At 64.5% G+C, this 16,987-nt stretch carries 18 protein-coding genes; 10 read left to right on the plus strand and 8 right to left on the minus strand.

Annotated features, from left to right (window positions below; translation table 11 throughout):
• Positions 1-11 precede the first annotated feature (11 nt).
• Entirely contained in the window at positions 12-770 is a 759-nt protein-coding gene (locus AB4037_RS17120; RefSeq protein WP_441772323.1) for a YbaY family lipoprotein, read from the plus strand.
• Between the two features lie 13 nt (positions 771-783).
• On the opposite strand, the gene AB4037_RS17125 is transcribed toward AB4037_RS17120, so the two are convergent.
• On the minus strand, positions 784-1,674 hold the full coding sequence (locus AB4037_RS17125) for a LysR family transcriptional regulator (RefSeq protein ID WP_441772324.1): 891 nt from the start codon (positions 1,672-1,674) through the stop codon (positions 784-786).
• 110 nt (positions 1,675-1,784) lie between these two features.
• On the opposite strand from AB4037_RS17125, the gene AB4037_RS17130 reads away from it, so the two are divergent.
• From AB4037_RS17130 to AB4037_RS17145, 4 genes are all read left to right on the plus strand, one after another.
• Positions 1,785-2,459 (plus strand): cysteine hydrolase family protein, encoded by a 675-nt coding sequence (locus tag AB4037_RS17130; protein WP_441772325.1) that lies wholly within the window; start codon positions 1,785-1,787, stop codon positions 2,457-2,459.
• Positions 2,456-2,791, plus strand: a complete 336-nt coding sequence (locus AB4037_RS17135) for a GYD domain-containing protein (protein WP_434957061.1) — start codon at positions 2,456-2,458, stop codon at positions 2,789-2,791. Before AB4037_RS17130 ends, AB4037_RS17135 begins: the two co-directional genes overlap by 4 nt.
• Before the next feature lie 114 nt (positions 2,792-2,905).
• Positions 2,906-3,715: a transporter substrate-binding domain-containing protein gene (locus AB4037_RS17140; RefSeq protein ID WP_434957062.1), complete on the plus strand. Its 810-nt coding sequence runs from the start codon at positions 2,906-2,908 to the stop codon at positions 3,713-3,715.
• Positions 3,716-3,735: 20 nt separating this feature from the next.
• A complete protein-coding gene (locus AB4037_RS17145) occupies positions 3,736-4,407 on the plus strand; it encodes an amino acid ABC transporter permease (RefSeq protein ID WP_441772326.1) in 672 nt (223 codons plus the stop codon).
• 4 nt (positions 4,408-4,411) lie between these two features.
• On the opposite strand, the gene AB4037_RS17150 is transcribed toward AB4037_RS17145, so the two are convergent.
• Positions 4,412-4,879 carry a GNAT family N-acetyltransferase gene (locus AB4037_RS17150; protein WP_434957064.1) on the minus strand — a complete coding sequence of 156 codons (468 nt, stop codon included), beginning with the start codon at positions 4,877-4,879 and terminating at the stop codon, positions 4,412-4,414.
• Between the two features lie 198 nt (positions 4,880-5,077).
• Here AB4037_RS17150 and AB4037_RS17155 point away from each other — a divergent pair, with 198 nt between their 5' ends.
• Positions 5,078-5,521 (plus strand): VOC family protein, encoded by a 444-nt coding sequence (locus AB4037_RS17155; RefSeq protein ID WP_441772327.1) that lies wholly within the window; start codon positions 5,078-5,080, stop codon positions 5,519-5,521.
• 6 nt (positions 5,522-5,527) lie between these two features.
• Here the strand turns inward: AB4037_RS17155 and soxR are convergent, their stop codons facing one another.
• Positions 5,528-5,971 carry a redox-sensitive transcriptional activator SoxR gene (gene soxR / locus AB4037_RS17160; RefSeq protein ID WP_441772328.1) on the minus strand — a complete coding sequence of 148 codons (444 nt, stop codon included), beginning with the start codon at positions 5,969-5,971 and terminating at the stop codon, positions 5,528-5,530.
• 121 nt (positions 5,972-6,092) lie between these two features.
• Here soxR and AB4037_RS17165 point away from each other — a divergent pair, with 121 nt between their 5' ends.
• Positions 6,093-7,526, plus strand: a complete 1,434-nt coding sequence (locus AB4037_RS17165; RefSeq protein WP_441772329.1) for an MFS transporter — start codon at positions 6,093-6,095, stop codon at positions 7,524-7,526.
• A 59-nt stretch (positions 7,527-7,585) separates the two neighbouring features.
• On the opposite strand, the gene AB4037_RS17170 is transcribed toward AB4037_RS17165, so the two are convergent.
• From AB4037_RS17170 to AB4037_RS17190, 5 genes are all read right to left on the minus strand, one after another.
• Positions 7,586-8,623 carry an NAD(P)-dependent alcohol dehydrogenase gene (locus AB4037_RS17170; protein WP_441772330.1) on the minus strand — a complete coding sequence of 346 codons (1,038 nt, stop codon included), beginning with the start codon at positions 8,621-8,623 and terminating at the stop codon, positions 7,586-7,588.
• 170 nt (positions 8,624-8,793) lie between these two features.
• Positions 8,794-10,323: a sugar ABC transporter ATP-binding protein gene (locus tag AB4037_RS17175; protein ID WP_441772331.1), complete on the minus strand. Its 1,530-nt coding sequence runs from the start codon at positions 10,321-10,323 to the stop codon at positions 8,794-8,796.
• A 2-nt stretch (positions 10,324-10,325) separates the two neighbouring features.
• Positions 10,326-11,285 (minus strand): ABC transporter permease, encoded by a 960-nt coding sequence (locus AB4037_RS17180; RefSeq protein ID WP_434957070.1) that lies wholly within the window; start codon positions 11,283-11,285, stop codon positions 10,326-10,328.
• The gene (locus tag AB4037_RS17185) at positions 11,285-12,319 is read right to left on the minus strand and encodes an ABC transporter permease (protein WP_441772332.1); all 1,035 of its coding nucleotides are present in this window, start codon (positions 12,317-12,319) and stop codon (positions 11,285-11,287) included. The genes AB4037_RS17180 and AB4037_RS17185 overlap by 1 nt, the downstream gene beginning before the upstream one ends.
• A gap of 109 nt (positions 12,320-12,428) precedes the next feature.
• On the minus strand, positions 12,429-13,454 hold the full coding sequence (locus AB4037_RS17190; RefSeq protein ID WP_441772333.1) for a sugar ABC transporter substrate-binding protein: 1,026 nt from the start codon (positions 13,452-13,454) through the stop codon (positions 12,429-12,431).
• A 211-nt stretch (positions 13,455-13,665) separates the two neighbouring features.
• Between AB4037_RS17190 and AB4037_RS17195 the strand changes: the two genes are divergently transcribed.
• The 3 genes from AB4037_RS17195 to AB4037_RS17205 are packed head-to-tail and all read left to right on the plus strand — an operon-like array spanning position 13,666 to position 16,872.
• Entirely contained in the window at positions 13,666-14,391 is a 726-nt protein-coding gene (locus tag AB4037_RS17195; protein WP_434957073.1) for a GntR family transcriptional regulator, read from the plus strand.
• Positions 14,392-14,395: 4 nt separating this feature from the next.
• Complete coding sequence (locus AB4037_RS17200) at positions 14,396-15,865, plus strand: mannitol dehydrogenase family protein (protein ID WP_441772334.1); 1,470 nt, start codon at positions 14,396-14,398, stop codon at positions 15,863-15,865.
• Positions 15,862-16,872, plus strand: coding sequence for a zinc-binding alcohol dehydrogenase family protein (locus AB4037_RS17205; RefSeq protein WP_441772335.1), 1,011 nt, complete (start codon positions 15,862-15,864; stop codon positions 16,870-16,872). The genes AB4037_RS17200 and AB4037_RS17205 overlap by 4 nt, the downstream gene beginning before the upstream one ends.
• Positions 16,873-16,987: the final 115 nt, after the last annotated feature.

A 16,987-nucleotide genomic window follows, 5' to 3' on the forward strand; every position in this document is an offset into this window, starting at 1 on the left:
GAGTAGATCCGATGATCAATCGCTGGTGGCCCGTCGTACTAGCCTGCGCTCTGCTCGGCCTGATGCTTCCCGCGAGCGAGGCTTTCGCAAGACAGCGTATCTTGACCGGCACAGTCAGCTATCGAGAGCGCATCGCCTTGCCTCCCTCCGCGATGATCGAGGTCAAGCTCGTCGACGTGTCCCTGGCAGACGCCCCGGCCCGCACGCTGGCGCGGACATCGGTTCGGTCAGGCCGGCAGGTACCCATTCCCTATCGCCTGCGCTATGATGACAGGTCCCTGAAGCCGACCGGCCGCTATGCCCTGGAGGCACGCATCAGCGTCAATGGCCGCCTCTGGTTCCTCAACACCACCCACCACGCCGTCACCGCGGGCGAGCTCGTGAATGGCGACATCCAGGTCGATCGCGTGGGGCAAGAGGCTGAAGCCAGCCCGGCCGGTCCCAGCGGACGCTGGCTGGCCGAGGACATCAATGGCCGCGGTGTGGTCGACAATGCGCAGAGCGTGCTCGAAATCGCCGCCAATGGCGCGATTTCCGGTCGCGGGGGCTGCAACGGCATGGGCGGCAGGGTCACCATCAGGGGCTCGCGCATTCGCATCGGACAGATCGTCAGCACCCAGATGGCCTGCCCGCCGGCCATCATGGATCAGGAAGGCAAGTTCATCAAAGCCCTGGAGTCCGCGCGCAGCTGGCGCATCGATGCGGCCCGCAATAAGCTGCTGCTCCTGGACGCAGGGGGACGCTCGATCCTCGTCCTCGCTCGCATGTAGCCATTTCGGGAACTCACGACCCGACGCGTTCGACGAGCCGCTCCATCAGCGCCTGCAGGAGCGGCTCCTCCGCCCGGTCGACCGAACAAAGGATGTAATAAGCCGCCGCCGCATTGATCGAGGTGGCGAAGGGCTGAATGAGCCGTCCCTCGCGCAGCAGATTGCGCGTGAGCACGTCCGAGACAAGCGCCAGCCCCTGCCCTTGCACAGCCGAGGCAACCGCCTGTGCCACCGAGGCCACGCGCACGCTGGCACTTCCCTGCAGATTGACCCGTGCCGCCACGGCCCACCGTGCCCATTCCTCGCCGCGGTCCTCGTGCAGCAGCGTGATGCCATTGAGTTTGCGCTCGCGATGCTGCAGGTCGAGCCGTGGAAACAGGATCGGCGAGCACACCGTCCGTAAGCGGACCTCGCTGAGCAGGCGCCAGTACCGTCCCGGGAAAGGCGGATTGTCGTAGACGATGGCGACATCGCTGGCCTGCCAATCCACCTCGGCGGCGGTTATCGCCTCGTTGATGGCCAAATTGGCGATGTTACGGCTTTCCGCGAACTCCACCACCACCGCGCTCAGCCAGGCGACTCCGAGCGCGGTCGGCAGGGATAGCGACAGGTTCTGCTGCGGGGTGGCAGTGCCTCGGCTGCGGCAGTCACGTGCGGCCGAATCGAGCTGGCCGAGGCTGACGGCAACCGCCTGGGCAAAATCGCGGCCGGCCGGCGTCAGCGCGATGTTGCGTCCCGCCTTTTCGAACAGGGGGATCCCGATCGCCTCTCCGAGCTTCTTGAGCTGCAGCGAGACGGCGCTTGGACTGAGATTGAGCTCCTCCGCCGCCCGGCGAAGGCTTGCCAGCCGGGCCGTCGCCTCGAAGGCCGGCAGATATTGCAGATAGACCAGGGGCCGGGCCATGATGCCTCGCGCGGTAATCGATGAGATTATTAGAACAATTTTGATTAAAACAAATCGTTTTTTGAGAACAATTTCGGGTGCTATCCAGGATGGCGAAAGGAAGCACCCCGATGATCCAGGCGACACCATTCGATTATCCCTATGACGGCAGGCTCGACGCGCGCTGCACGGCGCTGATCGTCATCGACCTGCAAGAGGACTTCCTCTCGCCGACGGGCTATTTCGCCAGGCAGGGCTATGATCCCAGCCCACTTCGGGCCATCCTGCCGACGGTCAACCGGCTGATCGACGCCGCCCGCGCCGCCGGCATCCGCATCATCCATACCCGCCAGGGCTATCGCGGCGATATGGCGGACATGACCCCTTACGAAAAATGGCGCCGTAAGCGTGCCGGCCTCGACGGCACGCAGGTTCTGCTGCGTTCAAGCCCGGGCTTCGAGATCGTCTCCGACATCGATGTGCGCCCCGAGGACATCATCGTCGACAAGACTTGCAACGGCGCCTTCACCTACACTGATTTCGAGCACGTGCTGCGGGCCCAGGGCATCACCCATCTGCTCTTCTCGGGCTGCACCACCGATGTGTGCGTCCATACCACCTTGCGTGAAGCCTGCGACCGTAACTTCCAATGCCTGACCATCTCGGATGCCTGTGCCAGCGGTGACCAGCGCGCCCATGAGGCAGCCCTGCACATGGTGACGGTGGAGAACGGCATCTTCGGCGCCCTGACGGATTCGGCCGCTGTGCTCGCCGGCCTTGCCAAGCTGCCGAGGGCCGGCGCGTGAGCCAGCACCACGGCGCGCCCCAGCGTTACGTCTCGCTGATGCGTCTGACCGCCAAGGGCCTGGCCGAGCTCGGTGACAGCGCCGGGCGCAGGCGTATCAGCGAAGAGCGTGTGGCGGCGTTGGGCGGGCGCTCCATCGCCTTCTACGCCCTGCTCGGCGCTTATGACTTCGTACAGATCTTCGAAATGCCGAGCACCGAAGCGATGATGCAATATGTGCTCACCGCGCGCCGCGACGGCCATGTCGATCCGCTCATCCTCCCCGCCTTCGACACGCAAGCCTATGGCGGGATCATCGAACGCATCCAAGCGGCGGACATCCGGACAAGCTGAAGCATCTTGTGATGAGACCGCATCGCCAAGAATCATAAAGACGTGTCGAAACAATGAATTAGAGCAAACAAACGTTCAGCCATGGACGCAGTTTGCTCCAAGGGGGAGACAGTCATGACAGCGAAATTCGTGACCATGGTCGCACTGGCGACGCTTGCCAGCACCGCGGCATGCGCGGAACAGCCGAGCTTCGTTTCGGACGGATCGATCAATATCTGCACCACTGCGGCGTTTCCGCCCCTGAGCTACAAGCGCTCACCGGGCGACCTGACGCCCGTCGGCATCGACATCGAGATCGCCGAGGCGCTGGCCAAAACCTGGGGCGCCAGCACGAGCTATACCGTCACCGACTTCTCGGGCCTGCTGCCGACGCTGGGTTCGGGGCGCTGCGGCCTGATCATCAGCGGCATCTATGTCAACGACGAGCGCCGCAAGACCTATGACGGCGTGCGCTACATGAAATCGGCCACCGTGCTGGTGACCAAGGCCGGCAACGCGGCGATCGGCAAGCCGGACGACCTCAGCGGCCGCGACGTCGCACTGGAGGCCGGCACCTATTACAAGGAAGAGCGGCTGGATCCCCTGAACAAGACCCTGGAAGCGGCCAGCAAGCCGCCCGTCGCCATCCACAATTATCCGACCCAGCAGGCAGCCTATCAGCAGGTGATGGTGGGCCGCGTCGACGCAACGCTGACCGAGGAGGCCGAGGGTGCCTTCCGCGTTGCCGACGCCAAGGACACGCTACAGATCGCCTATACATGGCAGTCCGACTTCACCTACGGCATCTATATGCGTCGCAAGGACGGCGACCAGGCGCTGGTGCGCAACTCCCTGAGGAAACTTCGCGATGACGGCTTCTTCGCCGCTCTCGCCCAGAAATACGGCCTCAACGCTGCTGTCTTCGACGTCGACTACGACAAGTAGCCGGGAGCAGCGGCGCCGACATGTCCTTCGATCCGGCACTCCTCCTGACGGCACTGACCAACCCGGCCATGCTGCAGGGCGCCGCCATCGCCCTCATCCTGTCCGTCATCGTCTTCGCCGTCTCGTTCTTCCTCTGCCTGCCGCTGGCGCTGTGCCTGAATTCACGCAAGGCGATACGCAATGGCTCGGCGCAGCTCTATGTCTGGGTGTTCCGCGCCGCACCGCTCATTCTGGTGCTGCTCCTGGTGTGGAATGGCTCGCCGCAGTTGATGCCCTTTCTGCTCAAGGCAGGCTGGTTCACGCCCTTCGTGGCGGCGGCAATCTCCTTCACCTTGGTCACATCGGCATATATGGCCGAGATCATGAAGGGAGCCCTGCGCTCGATCGGCGCCGGACAGGGGGAAGCCGCGACCGCGCTCGGCCTCACGCGCCTGCAGGCCTTCAGGCTGGTGATCCTGCCGCAGGCCCTGCGCGTCTCGCTGCCTGCGTTGGTCAACGAGTTCATCAACCTCCTGAAGGTGACCTCGCTCGCCTATGTCATTTCGCTGCGCGAGATCATGGCGGTGGTCAATGACGCGATCGCAGCATCCTTCCGCTTCGTGGAATGGTATTGCGCCGCCCTGATCTACTATCTCGTCATCGTCTCGCTTTTCATGATGGCACAGTCGCTGATCGCCCGCCGCCTGCAGTGAAGCCTCACGGCTTGACGAAGAGGATGGTGGTCAGCCCGCTCTGCCATTCCTCGTCGGGATAGCGACCGGCCTCGCGATAGCCCCGCCAGAGGTAGAAGGCCTGGCTCGGCTGGTTGAAAGTGTCCGTTTCCAGGCGCACCTGTGCAAAGCCAGCCGCCTTGATCGCGGCCTCCGCCGCGTCCATCAGCCGGTGTCCGATACCCTTGCGAGCGTGGCTGGAGTGGACATGCAGGGCATCGATGAAATCGCCTTCCCAGCGCACGAAGCCTGCCACCTCGCCGTCGAGTTCGGCAACCAGGCATTCCTGCCCATGCTCGTCGATGAAGCGATCGGCGAGGCCGGAGGTGAGATAGCGCTCGACAGCTGCTGGCGTGATGTTGGGGCGCCAGGTGCTGTCGAACGTATCCCGGAGGATCGCCTTCAACGCCGGCTTGTCCGCCTCGCTGCCCTGCCTGACCACGACGACACCCATTACCATCTACCCCGATTGCAAGCCCGCCCGACCCGGGCTCTTGCGCTTCACACTGCCTTAACCTGATTCTCAGCGGCGTAAGCGCCCGAAGCACGGAGAGATGACCGGCCCATATTCTCGCCATGTCACCACGGAAATTCTCGTTATGTCACCATGGAAGGAAGTACCGACTGACGCCGGATAAGCGCTAGAATGACGATGAGCGCCCTTTTGGAGGACATGCCGATGACACTGACGGTCCAGCCTTTCCTGATGTTCCAGGGGCAAGGGCAGGCGGACGCCGCCATGAACCTCTATGTTTCCTTGTTTCCGGACGGCAAGATCCTCGACGTCGAGCGTTACGGCCCCGGTGAAATGGGGCTGCAGGGTTCGATCAAGAAGGCGCGTTTCAGCATCGCCGGCCAGAGCGTGGTCTGCATCGACAGCCCGGTGCAGCACAATTTCACCTTCACGCCATCCTTTTCGTTCTTCATCGATTGCGAGACGAATGAGGAATTGGATCGCCTCTTCGCCACCCTCTCGCAGGACGGCACTGTCTTCATGGCCCTTGACGATTACGGGTTCAGCCGCCGGTTCGGTTGGATCGCCGACCGTTTCGGCGTCTCCTGGCAGATCAACCTGCCGTTCGAGCCGGTGGGCTGACACCGGCTACGCCTCCGCCTCCTGCATCAGCCTGACCGGCCCACTGCCTGCACCCGCGAGCCGGTCATCGGTATTGAGCAAGGTGCAGCGTTCCATCGACAGGCAGCCGCAACCGATGCAGCCCGTCAGTTCGGTGCGCAGGGTCTGCATCAGCGCGATGCGATGGTCGAGCTCGTCGGCCCAGTGACTGGCGAGTATTTCCCAATCGTGCCGGGAAGGCGGACGATCGTCCGGAAGCTCGGCCAGGCGAGCTGCGATCTCCGCCAGCGAGAAGCCGAGTTCCTGCGCCACCTTGATCAGGGCGACGCGGCGCAGCACCGCCCGGTCGTAGCGGCGCTGATTGCCCTGGTTGCGCCGACTGCGGATCAACCCCTTGCGCTCGTAGAAATGCAGCGCCGTGACCGACACGCCGCTGCGGTGAGCGAGATCGCCGACGCTCAATTCAACCATGGTTCGTCTCCCAAAAACAGCTTGACCTTAACTTAAGTAGAGGTTGTAGGCCAGACGATGTCGGGATGCAGAGGTTGCATCGGACACCGTTCGAGGCGGATGCTGGAAGTTGGAGCTGAAGATGGACACGCAAGTCAGCACGGGAACGGAAGCCCGTTGGCGCGAGATCGCGGTCGGCAGCTATGCCGGTGCGACGGCGACGCTTTGCCTTGGCGTTGCCCTGTTCGCCTTCAACAGCTTCCTGGTTTCGACCGCCCTGCCCTCGGCGATCGACGAGCTGGGCGGCGCCTCGTTGATCGCCTGGTCGGTCAGCCTCTATCTGATCTTCGCCATCCTCGGCGGCTCGATCGCGGCGTTGCTCAAGGCCCGCCATGGCGCACGGGCGGCACTGATCGGGGCAGCCCTGCTGTTTACGGCGGGAACGCTGTTCGCGGGCCTTGCTCCCGCCATGGCCGTGCTGCTGGTCGGCCGCGCCTTGCAGGGCTTCGGCGAAGGCCTGATCGCCGCGATCTGCTACGCGCTGATCCCGGAGATCTTTCCCTCCCGCCTGGTTCCCAAGGTGTTCGGCGCCGAGGCGATGGTCTGGGCAGCGGCGGCCTTCGGCGGCCCGGCCGTCGCCGGCATCATCAGCGAGACGGTGTCGTGGCGGGCGGCCTTCCTGGTCAACGTACCGCTGTCGCTGATCTTCATCGCCCTCGTCCTCAAAGTGGTGCCGCATGCAACCCGGCAGGAAGCGGTGCCACTTCCACTCGTCCAGCTCGGCGCCATCGGAGCCGGCATGGCGGCGGTGATGATCGCCGACGTGGCCGGCGGCACCGGCGCGGCCATGCTGCTGCTGGTGCTCGCCGCCCTGCTGTATGTCGGCGCCATCTACAGCGACAGGCGCTCGCCGGCCCGGCTCTTCCCCAAGGATGCCTTCCGGCTCGGCAAGCCGATCGGCCTCGGGCTTTGGATCGTCTTCCTGATGCCGATGGCCCATTCGGCGGCCTCGGTCTATCTCGTCTATCTGATCCAGCATCTTTGGGGGTACGGAGCCACGCTGGCGGGCGCGCTCAACGCGGTGATGGCGGTGTGCTGGAGCCTCGTTGCCATCGCTGTGGCGAGCGTGGCCTCGCAGAGGATCCGCCGCCGGCTGATCTGGCTGGGCCCGCTGTTCCTGGTGCTTGGCCTCAGCGCCATCATCGTCGCGCTCTGGCGGACCGACATCGTGCTGCTCGTCGGCGGCCAGATCCTGATCGGCGTGGGCTTCGGGGCAAGCTGGGGCTATCTGAGCCAGGGCCTGATGGAAGCCTCGCCGGCGGAGGAACGCAACCGCACCTCGGCCCTGCTGCCCACCCTGCAATCGGCGGCCTATGCCATCGGGGCCGCCGTGCTCGGCTTCGTGGCCAACGCCAACGGTGCCGGCTCCGCCACCACGGGTCCACAGCTTCAGCAAGCGATGCTGGCCGTGTTCATCCTGGCGATCGCAATCGCCCTGCCCGGTGTTTTCGCCGCGCTGAAACTGGCGCCGCTTCTGTTCAGGGAGAGGGAGCGGGCTCAGGGCTGCACGAGTTGAGAAAATGCAGCCCTCCCGCGAGGCCCTCGCCTCTTTCAGCAAGAGGGCAGGAAGACGCTTCAGTCCTCCATCAGGATCTGCAGCTTCACGTCTGTGGGCAAGGCCTTGGCGGCCCGCTCGAAGGCGGCGATGGAATCCTGGAAGGCATAGGTGCCGGTGATCAGCGGCTTGAGATCGACCTTGCCCGAACCGATCAGCGCCAGAGCGCGATCATAAATGTTGGCATAGCGGAACACCGTCTCGATGCGGACTTCCTTGGCGATGGCGCCAGGAACGTCGAAATTGACCGGCTCCACCGGCAAGCCGACCAGCACCAGCGCGCCGCCGGGCCGCACCAGGTCGAAGATGCCGTTATAGGCCTTGGCGCTGCCGCTCGCCTCGAACACCACGTCGGCGCCCCACTTGTCGGTCTCCCGCGCGATGGCGGCGGCGAAGGTTTCCTTGGTCAGGTCGACCGGGATGATGCCGTCATAGCGCCCGGCAATCTCGAGCTTTTCCTTGCTGAAATCGGAGATCAGCACCTTGCTGCAGCCGCCGGCCAGGGCAGCAAGCGCGACCATGATGCCGATCGGGCCGGCACCAATCACTGCGCCGACATCGCCAGGTGCGATGCGGGCGCGTGCAGCTGCCTGCATGCCAACGGCGAAGGGCTCGACCATCGCACCTTCGGCGAAGGAGACATTGTCGGGTAGTTTGTAGGTGAAGGCGGCCGGATGCACCGTGAAGGGCGTGAGCACACCATGCACCGGCGGCGTCGCCCAGAAAACCACGGACGGATCGACATTGTAGATGCCGAGCTTTGAGGCCCGAGAACTCAGATCCGGTATGCCGGGCTCCATGCAGACGCGGTCGCCAGCCTTGAGGTTCGTCACCTTCGAGCCGACCTCGACGACCGTGCCGGCCGCTTCATGGCCCAGCACCATCGGCGCGTTGACGATGAAATTGCCGATGCGGCCATGGGTGTAATAATGCACGTCGCTGCCGCAGACGCCGACGGTGTGCAGGGCGATCTTCACATCCGTGGGGCCGACCTCGAGCGGGAGATCGATTTCGCGCAGCGACAATTCGTGCTGGCGTTCGAGGACAAGTGCACGCATGGGTTTCCTCCGGTTTCGGGCAAACGTCGCCGAAGAGCCGGCGCGTATTCATCCGACATTATCGTCAGTTTGTTGCGGCAATCAACCAACTCCGGCAACCGACGACGGCGAGCCGACAGAGATATTACCAGCTATCCGTGCGTGCCGATCCGTCAGAAACAATCCGGCCCTCACGCTGCATCGAGCTTGTGGATGAGGTTCATGATGCCTTCGCTCATGGCACCATAGTCGCGGCTGTTGTGCAGGTCTCCCGCCACCCGGTAGCCGTTCATCACCACGATGCGGTCGGCCAGGGCGATCATCTCCGGCATGTCTGAGGTGATGAGCAGGATGGAGGTGCCGGCATCCGACAGTTCGCGAATCAATTCATGCAGATAGGCCTTGGTCTTGATGTCGATTCCAACCGAGGGCTCGTCGATGATCAGGAGCCGCACACCCGCAGCCAGCCATTTAGCCACGCTGATCTTCTGCTGGTTGCCACCGGAGAGATTGCCGACGAGCTGCCCTAGGGAAGGCGTGCGAACCTCCAGCTTGCGGATATAGGGCTCGGTCGCCTTGCGCACGGTACGGTCGGTGAGCAGGCCGCCGAAACCGGCGAGCTTGCGCCAGATCGCGATGCCGGCATTGTCCAGCACCGAATGCAGGAGGATGAGGCCCTCCTGCTTGCGGTCCTCGCTGACATAGCCGAGCCGATGGGTATGGATCGCCTCGCCGACGCTGGTAATGGCCACCTCCTTGCCGTCGAGCCGGATGGTGCCCGACGTCGCCGGCTGCAGCCCCATGATAGACTTGGCGAGTTCGGTGCGCCCGGCTCCCACCAGGCCATAGAGCCCGACGATCTCGCCGCGGCGGACGATGAGATCGATGTCGCGATGGCCGAAGGGCGTGGCGACCTTCTCGAGCTGCAGCACGGGCGCTGCCCCGGCATGGTCGCGCGGCTTCCAGTCCGGGATCTGCTCGCTGCGCCCGATCATCAGGCGCACGAGATCCTGGCGCCCGAGCCCTTCCATCGACCGGCTGTCGCAGGCATTGCGCCCGTCGCGGAGCACGGTGACCTGGTCGCAGATCTCCTGCACCTCCTCCAGTTTGTGGCTGACGAAGAGCATGCTGACACCCTCGTACCTGAGCTTCTTGAGCAGAGCGAACAGGGCGACGGTCTCATGCGGAGTCAGGGAGGCCGTCGGCTCGTCGAGCAGCAGCACGCGCGAACGCAGGGACAGCGCCTTGGCGATCTCGACGAGCTGCATCTTGGCGACGCTGAGCTGCGAGACCGGGGTGGCCGGGTCGAGGTCGAGCCCGAGGACGTCGAGCCAGCGCCGCGCCTCGGCATTCACTGCGGCATAGTCGATCGGCTTGAACGGGCTGGCGCTCAGGCGCTCCAGCATGATGTTCTCGCCCACCGAAAAGCGCGGGATGAGGTTGCGTTCCTGATGCACCACGCCGATACCCCTGGCGATGGCGTCGCGGGTCGAGGTGAAATGCACGGGTTGCCCATCCACCACCAGTTCGCCCTCGTCGGGCCTGAGCACCCCCGTGATCAGCTTGATCAGTGTGGATTTGCCGGCACCGTTCTCGCCCAGCAAGGCGTGGATGGAGCCCGGGCGTAGGGAGATCGAGACCCCTTCCAGCGCCTTGACGCCCGGGAAGAACTTGCTGACGCCGCGCGCCTGGAAGACCGAGGCTGGTGTCTCTGCCGCCATGGTCAGATCCTCTTCAGGCCGCGGCTGACGCGGATCTCGCGCCAGCGGTTGATGCCGACAGCCCACAGGATCAGGCCGCCGAGAACGACCTGCACCAGGAAGGGATCGATATGGAAGAGCACGAGCGCCTGGGTGATGATGGCGACGATGATCACGCCGAGCAGCGTGGCGAAGCTGGAGACATGGCCGCCCGCGAGCACGGCACCGCCGATCACCGGTGCGGCAAAGGAAAGGATCAGCCAGTCGTCGCCGATGGTCGGCTGCCCGATCTCCAGCCGCGCCACCAGCGCGATGCCGGCCAGGGCCGCCAGCAGGCCCGAAATGGCATGGGCGGTGACGACGGTCCGCGACACCGAGATGCCGGAGAGTTCGGCCGAATGCGGATTGCCGCCTACGGCCAGGATGAAGCGCCCAAGCGGCAGGCGGTTGAGCAGATACCACATCGCCGCGAACACGATGGCCGCCGGGATCACCAGCCAGGGCAGCGGACCCAGGAAGGTGGTGTTGCCGAAATCCTTGACGCTCTGAGGCACGCCGTAGAAGGGCTGGGCCTTGGTGATGGCGAGGTTGATGCCCTTGAACACCGACAGGGTGGCCAATGTGATGACGAAGGCAGAGATACCGGTGCCGGCGATGAAGGCGCCATTGACGATGCCGGCCAGGAGGCCGATCCCCGCCGCCAGCAGCGCGGCAAGCGGCGCCGGCAAGCCCCACACCTGCATCATGCCGGCAAAGGAGATCGCGGCCAGTCCGCCGATGGCCCCGACCGCCAGGTTCATCTGCCCGATGGCGATGATGATCATCTGGGAAAAGGCGATCAGCATGTTCACGGTGATGGCGAGCAGCAGCACCTGGATGTTGAGCGGCGACAGGAAGGACGGGTTGAAGCTGCCGATGAAAGCAATCGCCACGACGGCGATCGCCAGCGGCCCGAACCAGTCGGTCTGCATGAAGCGGGGCATCACACCATCCTCCGATGGGCGAGATAGGAACGGCGCGCCTTATCGATCAGCACGGCTGACAGCAGCAGGCAACCCAGGCAGGCCTGCACCCAGAACTCCCCGATCTGCAGGAGAAGCAGGCCGTTGGTCAGCATCGTAACCAGGATGGCGCCGAGCACGGTGCCGCTCACCGAGACGCGGCCACCGCTGAGCAGCGTGCCGCCGAGCACCGGGCCGAGAAAGGCCGGCAGCAGCCAGTCCTGCCCCAGTTGTCCGGCCATTGAGGGAATGGCCGCGCCGGTACGCGCCACCACGAGCATGGCCGTGATGGCGGCGAGCCCCCCCGACAGCATGTGGCAGAGGATGAAGACACGCCCGACGCGCACGCCGGAAAGCTCGGCGGCCTCGGGACGGGCGCCGGCCGCCAGCATCTCGCGGCCGAAAACGGTGAAGCGATAGAGCATGCCCAGCGCGATCGCCACGATGAGGGCGACGACGAGAAGCGGCGAGACCAGGCCGAACAGGCGCAACCGCCCGAAATTGGAGAAGTCGGCCGGAATGCCGCGGAAGGATTGAGCCTTGGTCAGATAGATCATCGTCCCGAAGAAGATGCTCATGCTGGCAAGCGTGATGATGAAGCTGTGCAGGCCGGAGCGTACCACGACGAAACCGTTGATCCAGCCGAGCGCCGCCGCCAGGGCGATGGCGCCGAGAGCGGCAACAGGCCAGGGCAACCCCGCCAATTCCACCAGGGCGCCAAAGGCCATCGCCGCGCAGACGCCAATGGCGCCGACCGCCAGGTTCAACCCACCGGTGACGATCACCACCATCATGGACAGGCCCACCATGATGTTGACGGCGGCGACGCGCCCCAGCGTGAACTGGTTGAAGGGTGAGAAGAACCCTTTGGTGGCGAGGCCGAATAGGCAAGCGAAGACCACGATCAGGACCAGCAGGCCGAATTCGTTTGTCAGGTAGAAGCGCACCGTGCCGCTTTGCATCGGCTTGCCGGTCGCCGGCGCGAGTGTTGCGATTGGGGATTCGTCACCGGCCATCGGCGGATCTCGGCTCCGTAGGAATAGAGTTGCGTCCGGTCGTCACTGCGGGCCTTTTCGATCCTGTGATCGGCGCGGCTCGCAATGACGAACAGTCCCTCCGGCACGCTTACTTGCAAGCCAGGTAAGTTTTCTCGAAGCTCGCCAGCAGCGTCTTGGTGATGCCCTGCATGGCGGAGATGTAGTTGTCGACACCCGAGGCATCGACGAAAACCGTGCCCGAATCGATGAAGTGGCTGGTCAGTGCATTGGACTTCCAGGGCGCATCGGCCTTCACGGTGCAGCCATTGCGCAGCTTGTCGGCCGCGAAAGAACCGATATAGCCCTGGCCATAGGGGTTCTGCAGCATGGTGCCGTTGACGAAGCCGTCCTTGATCGCCTTGAGCACCACCTCGTCATGGTCGATGCCGACCATTTTGATGCGCTTGTCGCCGATCTTGCGCAAGGCGTTGGAGGCGACCACCGCCGGCACCCAGGCCGTGGTGACGATGCCGTCGATCTCACCGGCATGGGCGGCAAGATAGGCGTTGATCTTCTCTTCCGCCGGCTCGGGCGCGTCGATATCGGCGATGACCTGCACCACCTGCCCGCCTTCTTCCTCGGCAGCCTTCTTTACGGCGTCGATGCGAAGCTGCGTGTTGGGATCGACCAGGAAGCCGGTGAAATGGGCGATGCGCTTCTTGCCGCCCATCGCCTTGAACAATTCCTTGGTGCCGAGATAGGCCGAATTGCCGGTATCGGTACCGAGGCAGAAGGCCGCCTTGGAAGGGTCCTTCAGGCAGCCGGCCAGTGCCATCACCGGCGCGCCGGTATCGGCCAGCTCATTGGCTGTGGCTACCGAACCGACCGGATCGCCCGGGAAGATCAGGAAGGCATTGTAGCCCTGCGTTACCAGGCTTTCGAGCAGTTCGTTCTGTTGGCTGAGCTCCCATTTCTGCGGAACCTTGTAGTCGGCCGCCCCAAGGCCGAAATCCTTGGCCGCATCTTTGCCGGCCTGATCCCAGGCCGAAAAATAGGGATGCGGACCGCCGGGCACCAGCGCCACCTTGGTGTCGTTGGCAGCCAAAGCGGGCAACGCACCGGCGAACAAGGCAGCCACAGCCGCGCAAGCAAAGAGCTGACGTCGAATGAACATGAAATTCCCTCCCTCTGGGGATGACGTGCTGCGGGCGCTTCTCGACTTCGCTTGGCCCGCTTGACAGGTGTGGATACTAGGATCCAAGGTCAATCTATGCAACCATGTTTGCAAGATAATGGTAGCGATCTTGGTCCTCCCCCCATGCCATTCCGATTCAGGATGGAGCACCATATCATTGCGATCATTGCGGTTTTGAAGGAGCCGGCCGATGTCTGCCTTGCCCAACAAACAGTCCGGGCCGGACGAAGACGGGCTGGGCTTTGCCGTCGACATCAATCGCAAGCATCCGGTGGGCGACCAGATCTACGAAGCCTTGAAGCAGGCCATCATCACGGTCAGGCTGATGCCAGGCACCTCGATCAGCGAGAACCGCATCTGCCGCCATTTCGGCGTGTCGCGCACGCCCGTGCGTTCCGCGGTGGTGCGGCTGAGCGAGGATGGCCTGATCGATGTCTATCCGCAGCAGGGCAGCTTCGTCTCGCCCATCCGCCTTGCCGAAGTGCGCGATAGCCATTTCATCCGCAAGCATCTGGAACTGGCTTTGCTGCGCGAGGCTGCTTCGCGCTGGACATCGGCCAAGAGCGTCGAGGCCCGCGCCATCGTGGAAACGCAACGCCAGGCCATGCTCGCCGATGACAAGGACCGCTTCTTCGAGCAGGACGAACGCTTCCACTACGCCTTTGCCGGCTTCGCCGAGCGCGAAGGCGTATGGCCGACCATCCTGCAGGTCCGCGCCCGCCTTGCACGCTTCGTGCGGCTGTTCGGCACGCCTTCCCGTCTGCCCCTGGTGCTGGAGGAACATCTGGCCGTACTCGATGCCCTCGACGACGGCAGGACGAACGAAGCCGCCGCCCGGCTCGAACAGCATCTCGACATGATCTTCACCATGCTCGCCCAATTGCCGGACGAGTATGGACCCTATGTTACGGAGTAGCCCGATGCGTCTCGGCACCAGTACCCTCGCCCAACTCAAGGCTGATATCGCCAAACCGCGCTATGATCGGGCCGCGATCCGGCCCGGTATCCTGCATCTGGGCACGGGCGCCTTCCATCGCGCGCATCAGGCTGTCGCCATCGACGATTGCCTGGCCCGCGGCGAGACGGATTGGGCCATCCTCGGCAGTTCGCTGCGGGGCACCCAGACGCGCGACGCCCTCGCTCCCCAGGATGGGTTGTACACACTCGCCATACGCGACAGCGGCCGCGAGGATCTGCGCGTGATCGGATCCGTGCTCGGTGTCACCGTCGCACCGGAAAATCCCACTCTTCTCCTGGACCAACTCGCCGCCCCGGCTATCCGGATCGTCACGCTGACGATCACTGAAAAAGGCTATGCAGTCGATCTCGGCAGCGGCGGCCTGAGGCAGGATCATCCCGATATCGTCCATGATCTCGCCAACCCGCAGGCGCCCCGCTCGGCCCTCGGTTTCCTGGTGGAAGCGATCGCGCGCCGCCGCCGGGAGGGCGGTCGCCCCTTCACCGTCCTGTCCTGCGACAACCTTCCGCAAAATGGACGCACGCTGAAACGCGTGCTCGCCGAATTCGCTGCCCTGCGGGACAAGGACCTGGCGGCCTATATCGCCGGCGAGATCCCCTGCCCCTCCTCCATGGTCGACCGCATCGTGCCGGCGACGACCGACGCGGACCGCACCGCCATTTCCGCCTCGCTCGGCCTCGAAGACGCCTGGCCGGTGCTGGGCGAGCCGTTCAGCCAGTGGGTGATCGAGGATCGCTTTGCCGCCGGCCGGCCGCGCCTGGAGGAAAGCGGCGTCGAGTTCACCGACGATGTCGAGCCCTTCGAGCATATGAAGCTGCGCCTGCTCAACGGCACGCATTCCACCATCGCCGCGGTGGGGCGGCTGGCCGGCCATGAATTCGTGGCGCAGGCGATCGCCGATCCGGTGATCCGCGATCTGATCGAGCGCTATTGGCAATGCGCCATCCCGACCCTGTCCATCCCGGCCGGCAGGGCCTTCGCCTATACGAGGCAGCTTCTCGGCCGCTACGAGAACACCTCCCTGCATCACCGCACCGCACAGATCGCCTCCGACGCTTCGCAGAAACTGCCGCAGCGCATTCTGTCGCCCCTGCGCGATTGCCTCGCCAAGGGACTGCCCTGCGGCCCACTGATCTTCGCTATCGCCGCCTGGATTCGCTCCTGCGGTGGCAGCGACGACAAGGGCCGTCCCCTGCCCCTCAACGATCCGACCTTCGAGGCCTGGACCGGCCAGCCGGACCAGCGCAGTGCAGCGCCCCAGGCTGTGGTCGAGGCTTTTCTCGGCCTTTCTGCTGTTTTCGGCGACGACTTGCCACGCAACGCGGCCTTTGTCGGCGATCTGCAGGCGGCTTATCGGGCGATCGCCACCCAAGGCGTCCTGGGCGCCGCCCAATCCTGGAGACAGACATGAGAGCCCTGAGTTGCGACGAGCCCGGCAAGCTGAGCATCATCCAGCGCGACGAGCCTCGCCCCACCGGGAACGAGGTGTTGGTGCGCATTCGCCATGTCGGTGTCTGCGGCACCGACTATCACATCTTCCATGGCAACCAGCCTTATCTGAGCTATCCGCGGGTGATCGGACACGAGCTCGGCGCCGAGGTCGTCAGCGCGCCGGCGGGATCGGCCCTGCGCACCGGCCAGATCGTCTCGATCATGCCGACGATCTATTGCGGCCACTGCCGTGCCTGCCGGATGGGCAAGACGAATTGCTGCCAGCACCTGGAAGTCCTCGGCGTCCATCGCGACGGCGGGGCCTGTGACTTGATCGCCGTGCCGGAGGCCAACGTCATTCCGGCCGACGGCCTGACGGCAGGACAGGCGGCCATGGTCGAGTTCCTGGCCATCGGCGCCCATGGCGTGGCGCGCGGCGGCATCGGGCCGGGACAGCGCGTGGCGATCGTCGGCGCCGGGCCAATCGGCATCGCAGCCGCCGTCTTCTCCAAGGTGGCTGGCGCCCATGTCAGCGTCGTCGACATCAATCCCCACCGCCTCACCTTCTGCGCGGACGAATTGGGGGCGGATGGCGTCTTCGAGGCCTCCGCCGATATCCGGGATCGCCTCGGTCAGGCAACGGGCGGCGATTTCTTCGACTGCGTCATCGACGCTACCGGCAGCCCCGGCGCCATGCAGAAGGGTTTCGATCTCGTCGGCCATGGCGGCGCCTACGTGCTGCTGTCGCTGGTGCGCGCGGACATCACCTTCAACGATCCGGAATTCCACAAGCGCGAGACCACGCTCTATGCCAGCCGCAATGCCATCAGGCAGGATTTCGAGACCGTGCTGCAGGCGATGCGGGCCGGCAAGGTGCCCCTGCAAGCCCTGGCCAGCCATGAGGGCAGCCTGGACGATGCGCCCGGCCTGATACCGGAATGGTCCAGGCCGGAAACCGGCGTGATCAAGGCGATCCTGACCGTATAAGGCGGCCTGCGCGTCTCAAACCAGGCGGTTGCCACACTCCCTGCCGAAGAAGGCCTGTCGCGTCTTGCTTTGTCAGCCCCGCCCCGTCCGCCGGGACGTCCGTGCCCGCATCAGC

The sequence above is a fragment of the Labrys sp. KB_33_2 genome (assembly GCF_052114505.1).
GTDB lineage: Bacteria > Pseudomonadota > Alphaproteobacteria > Rhizobiales > Labraceae > Labrys.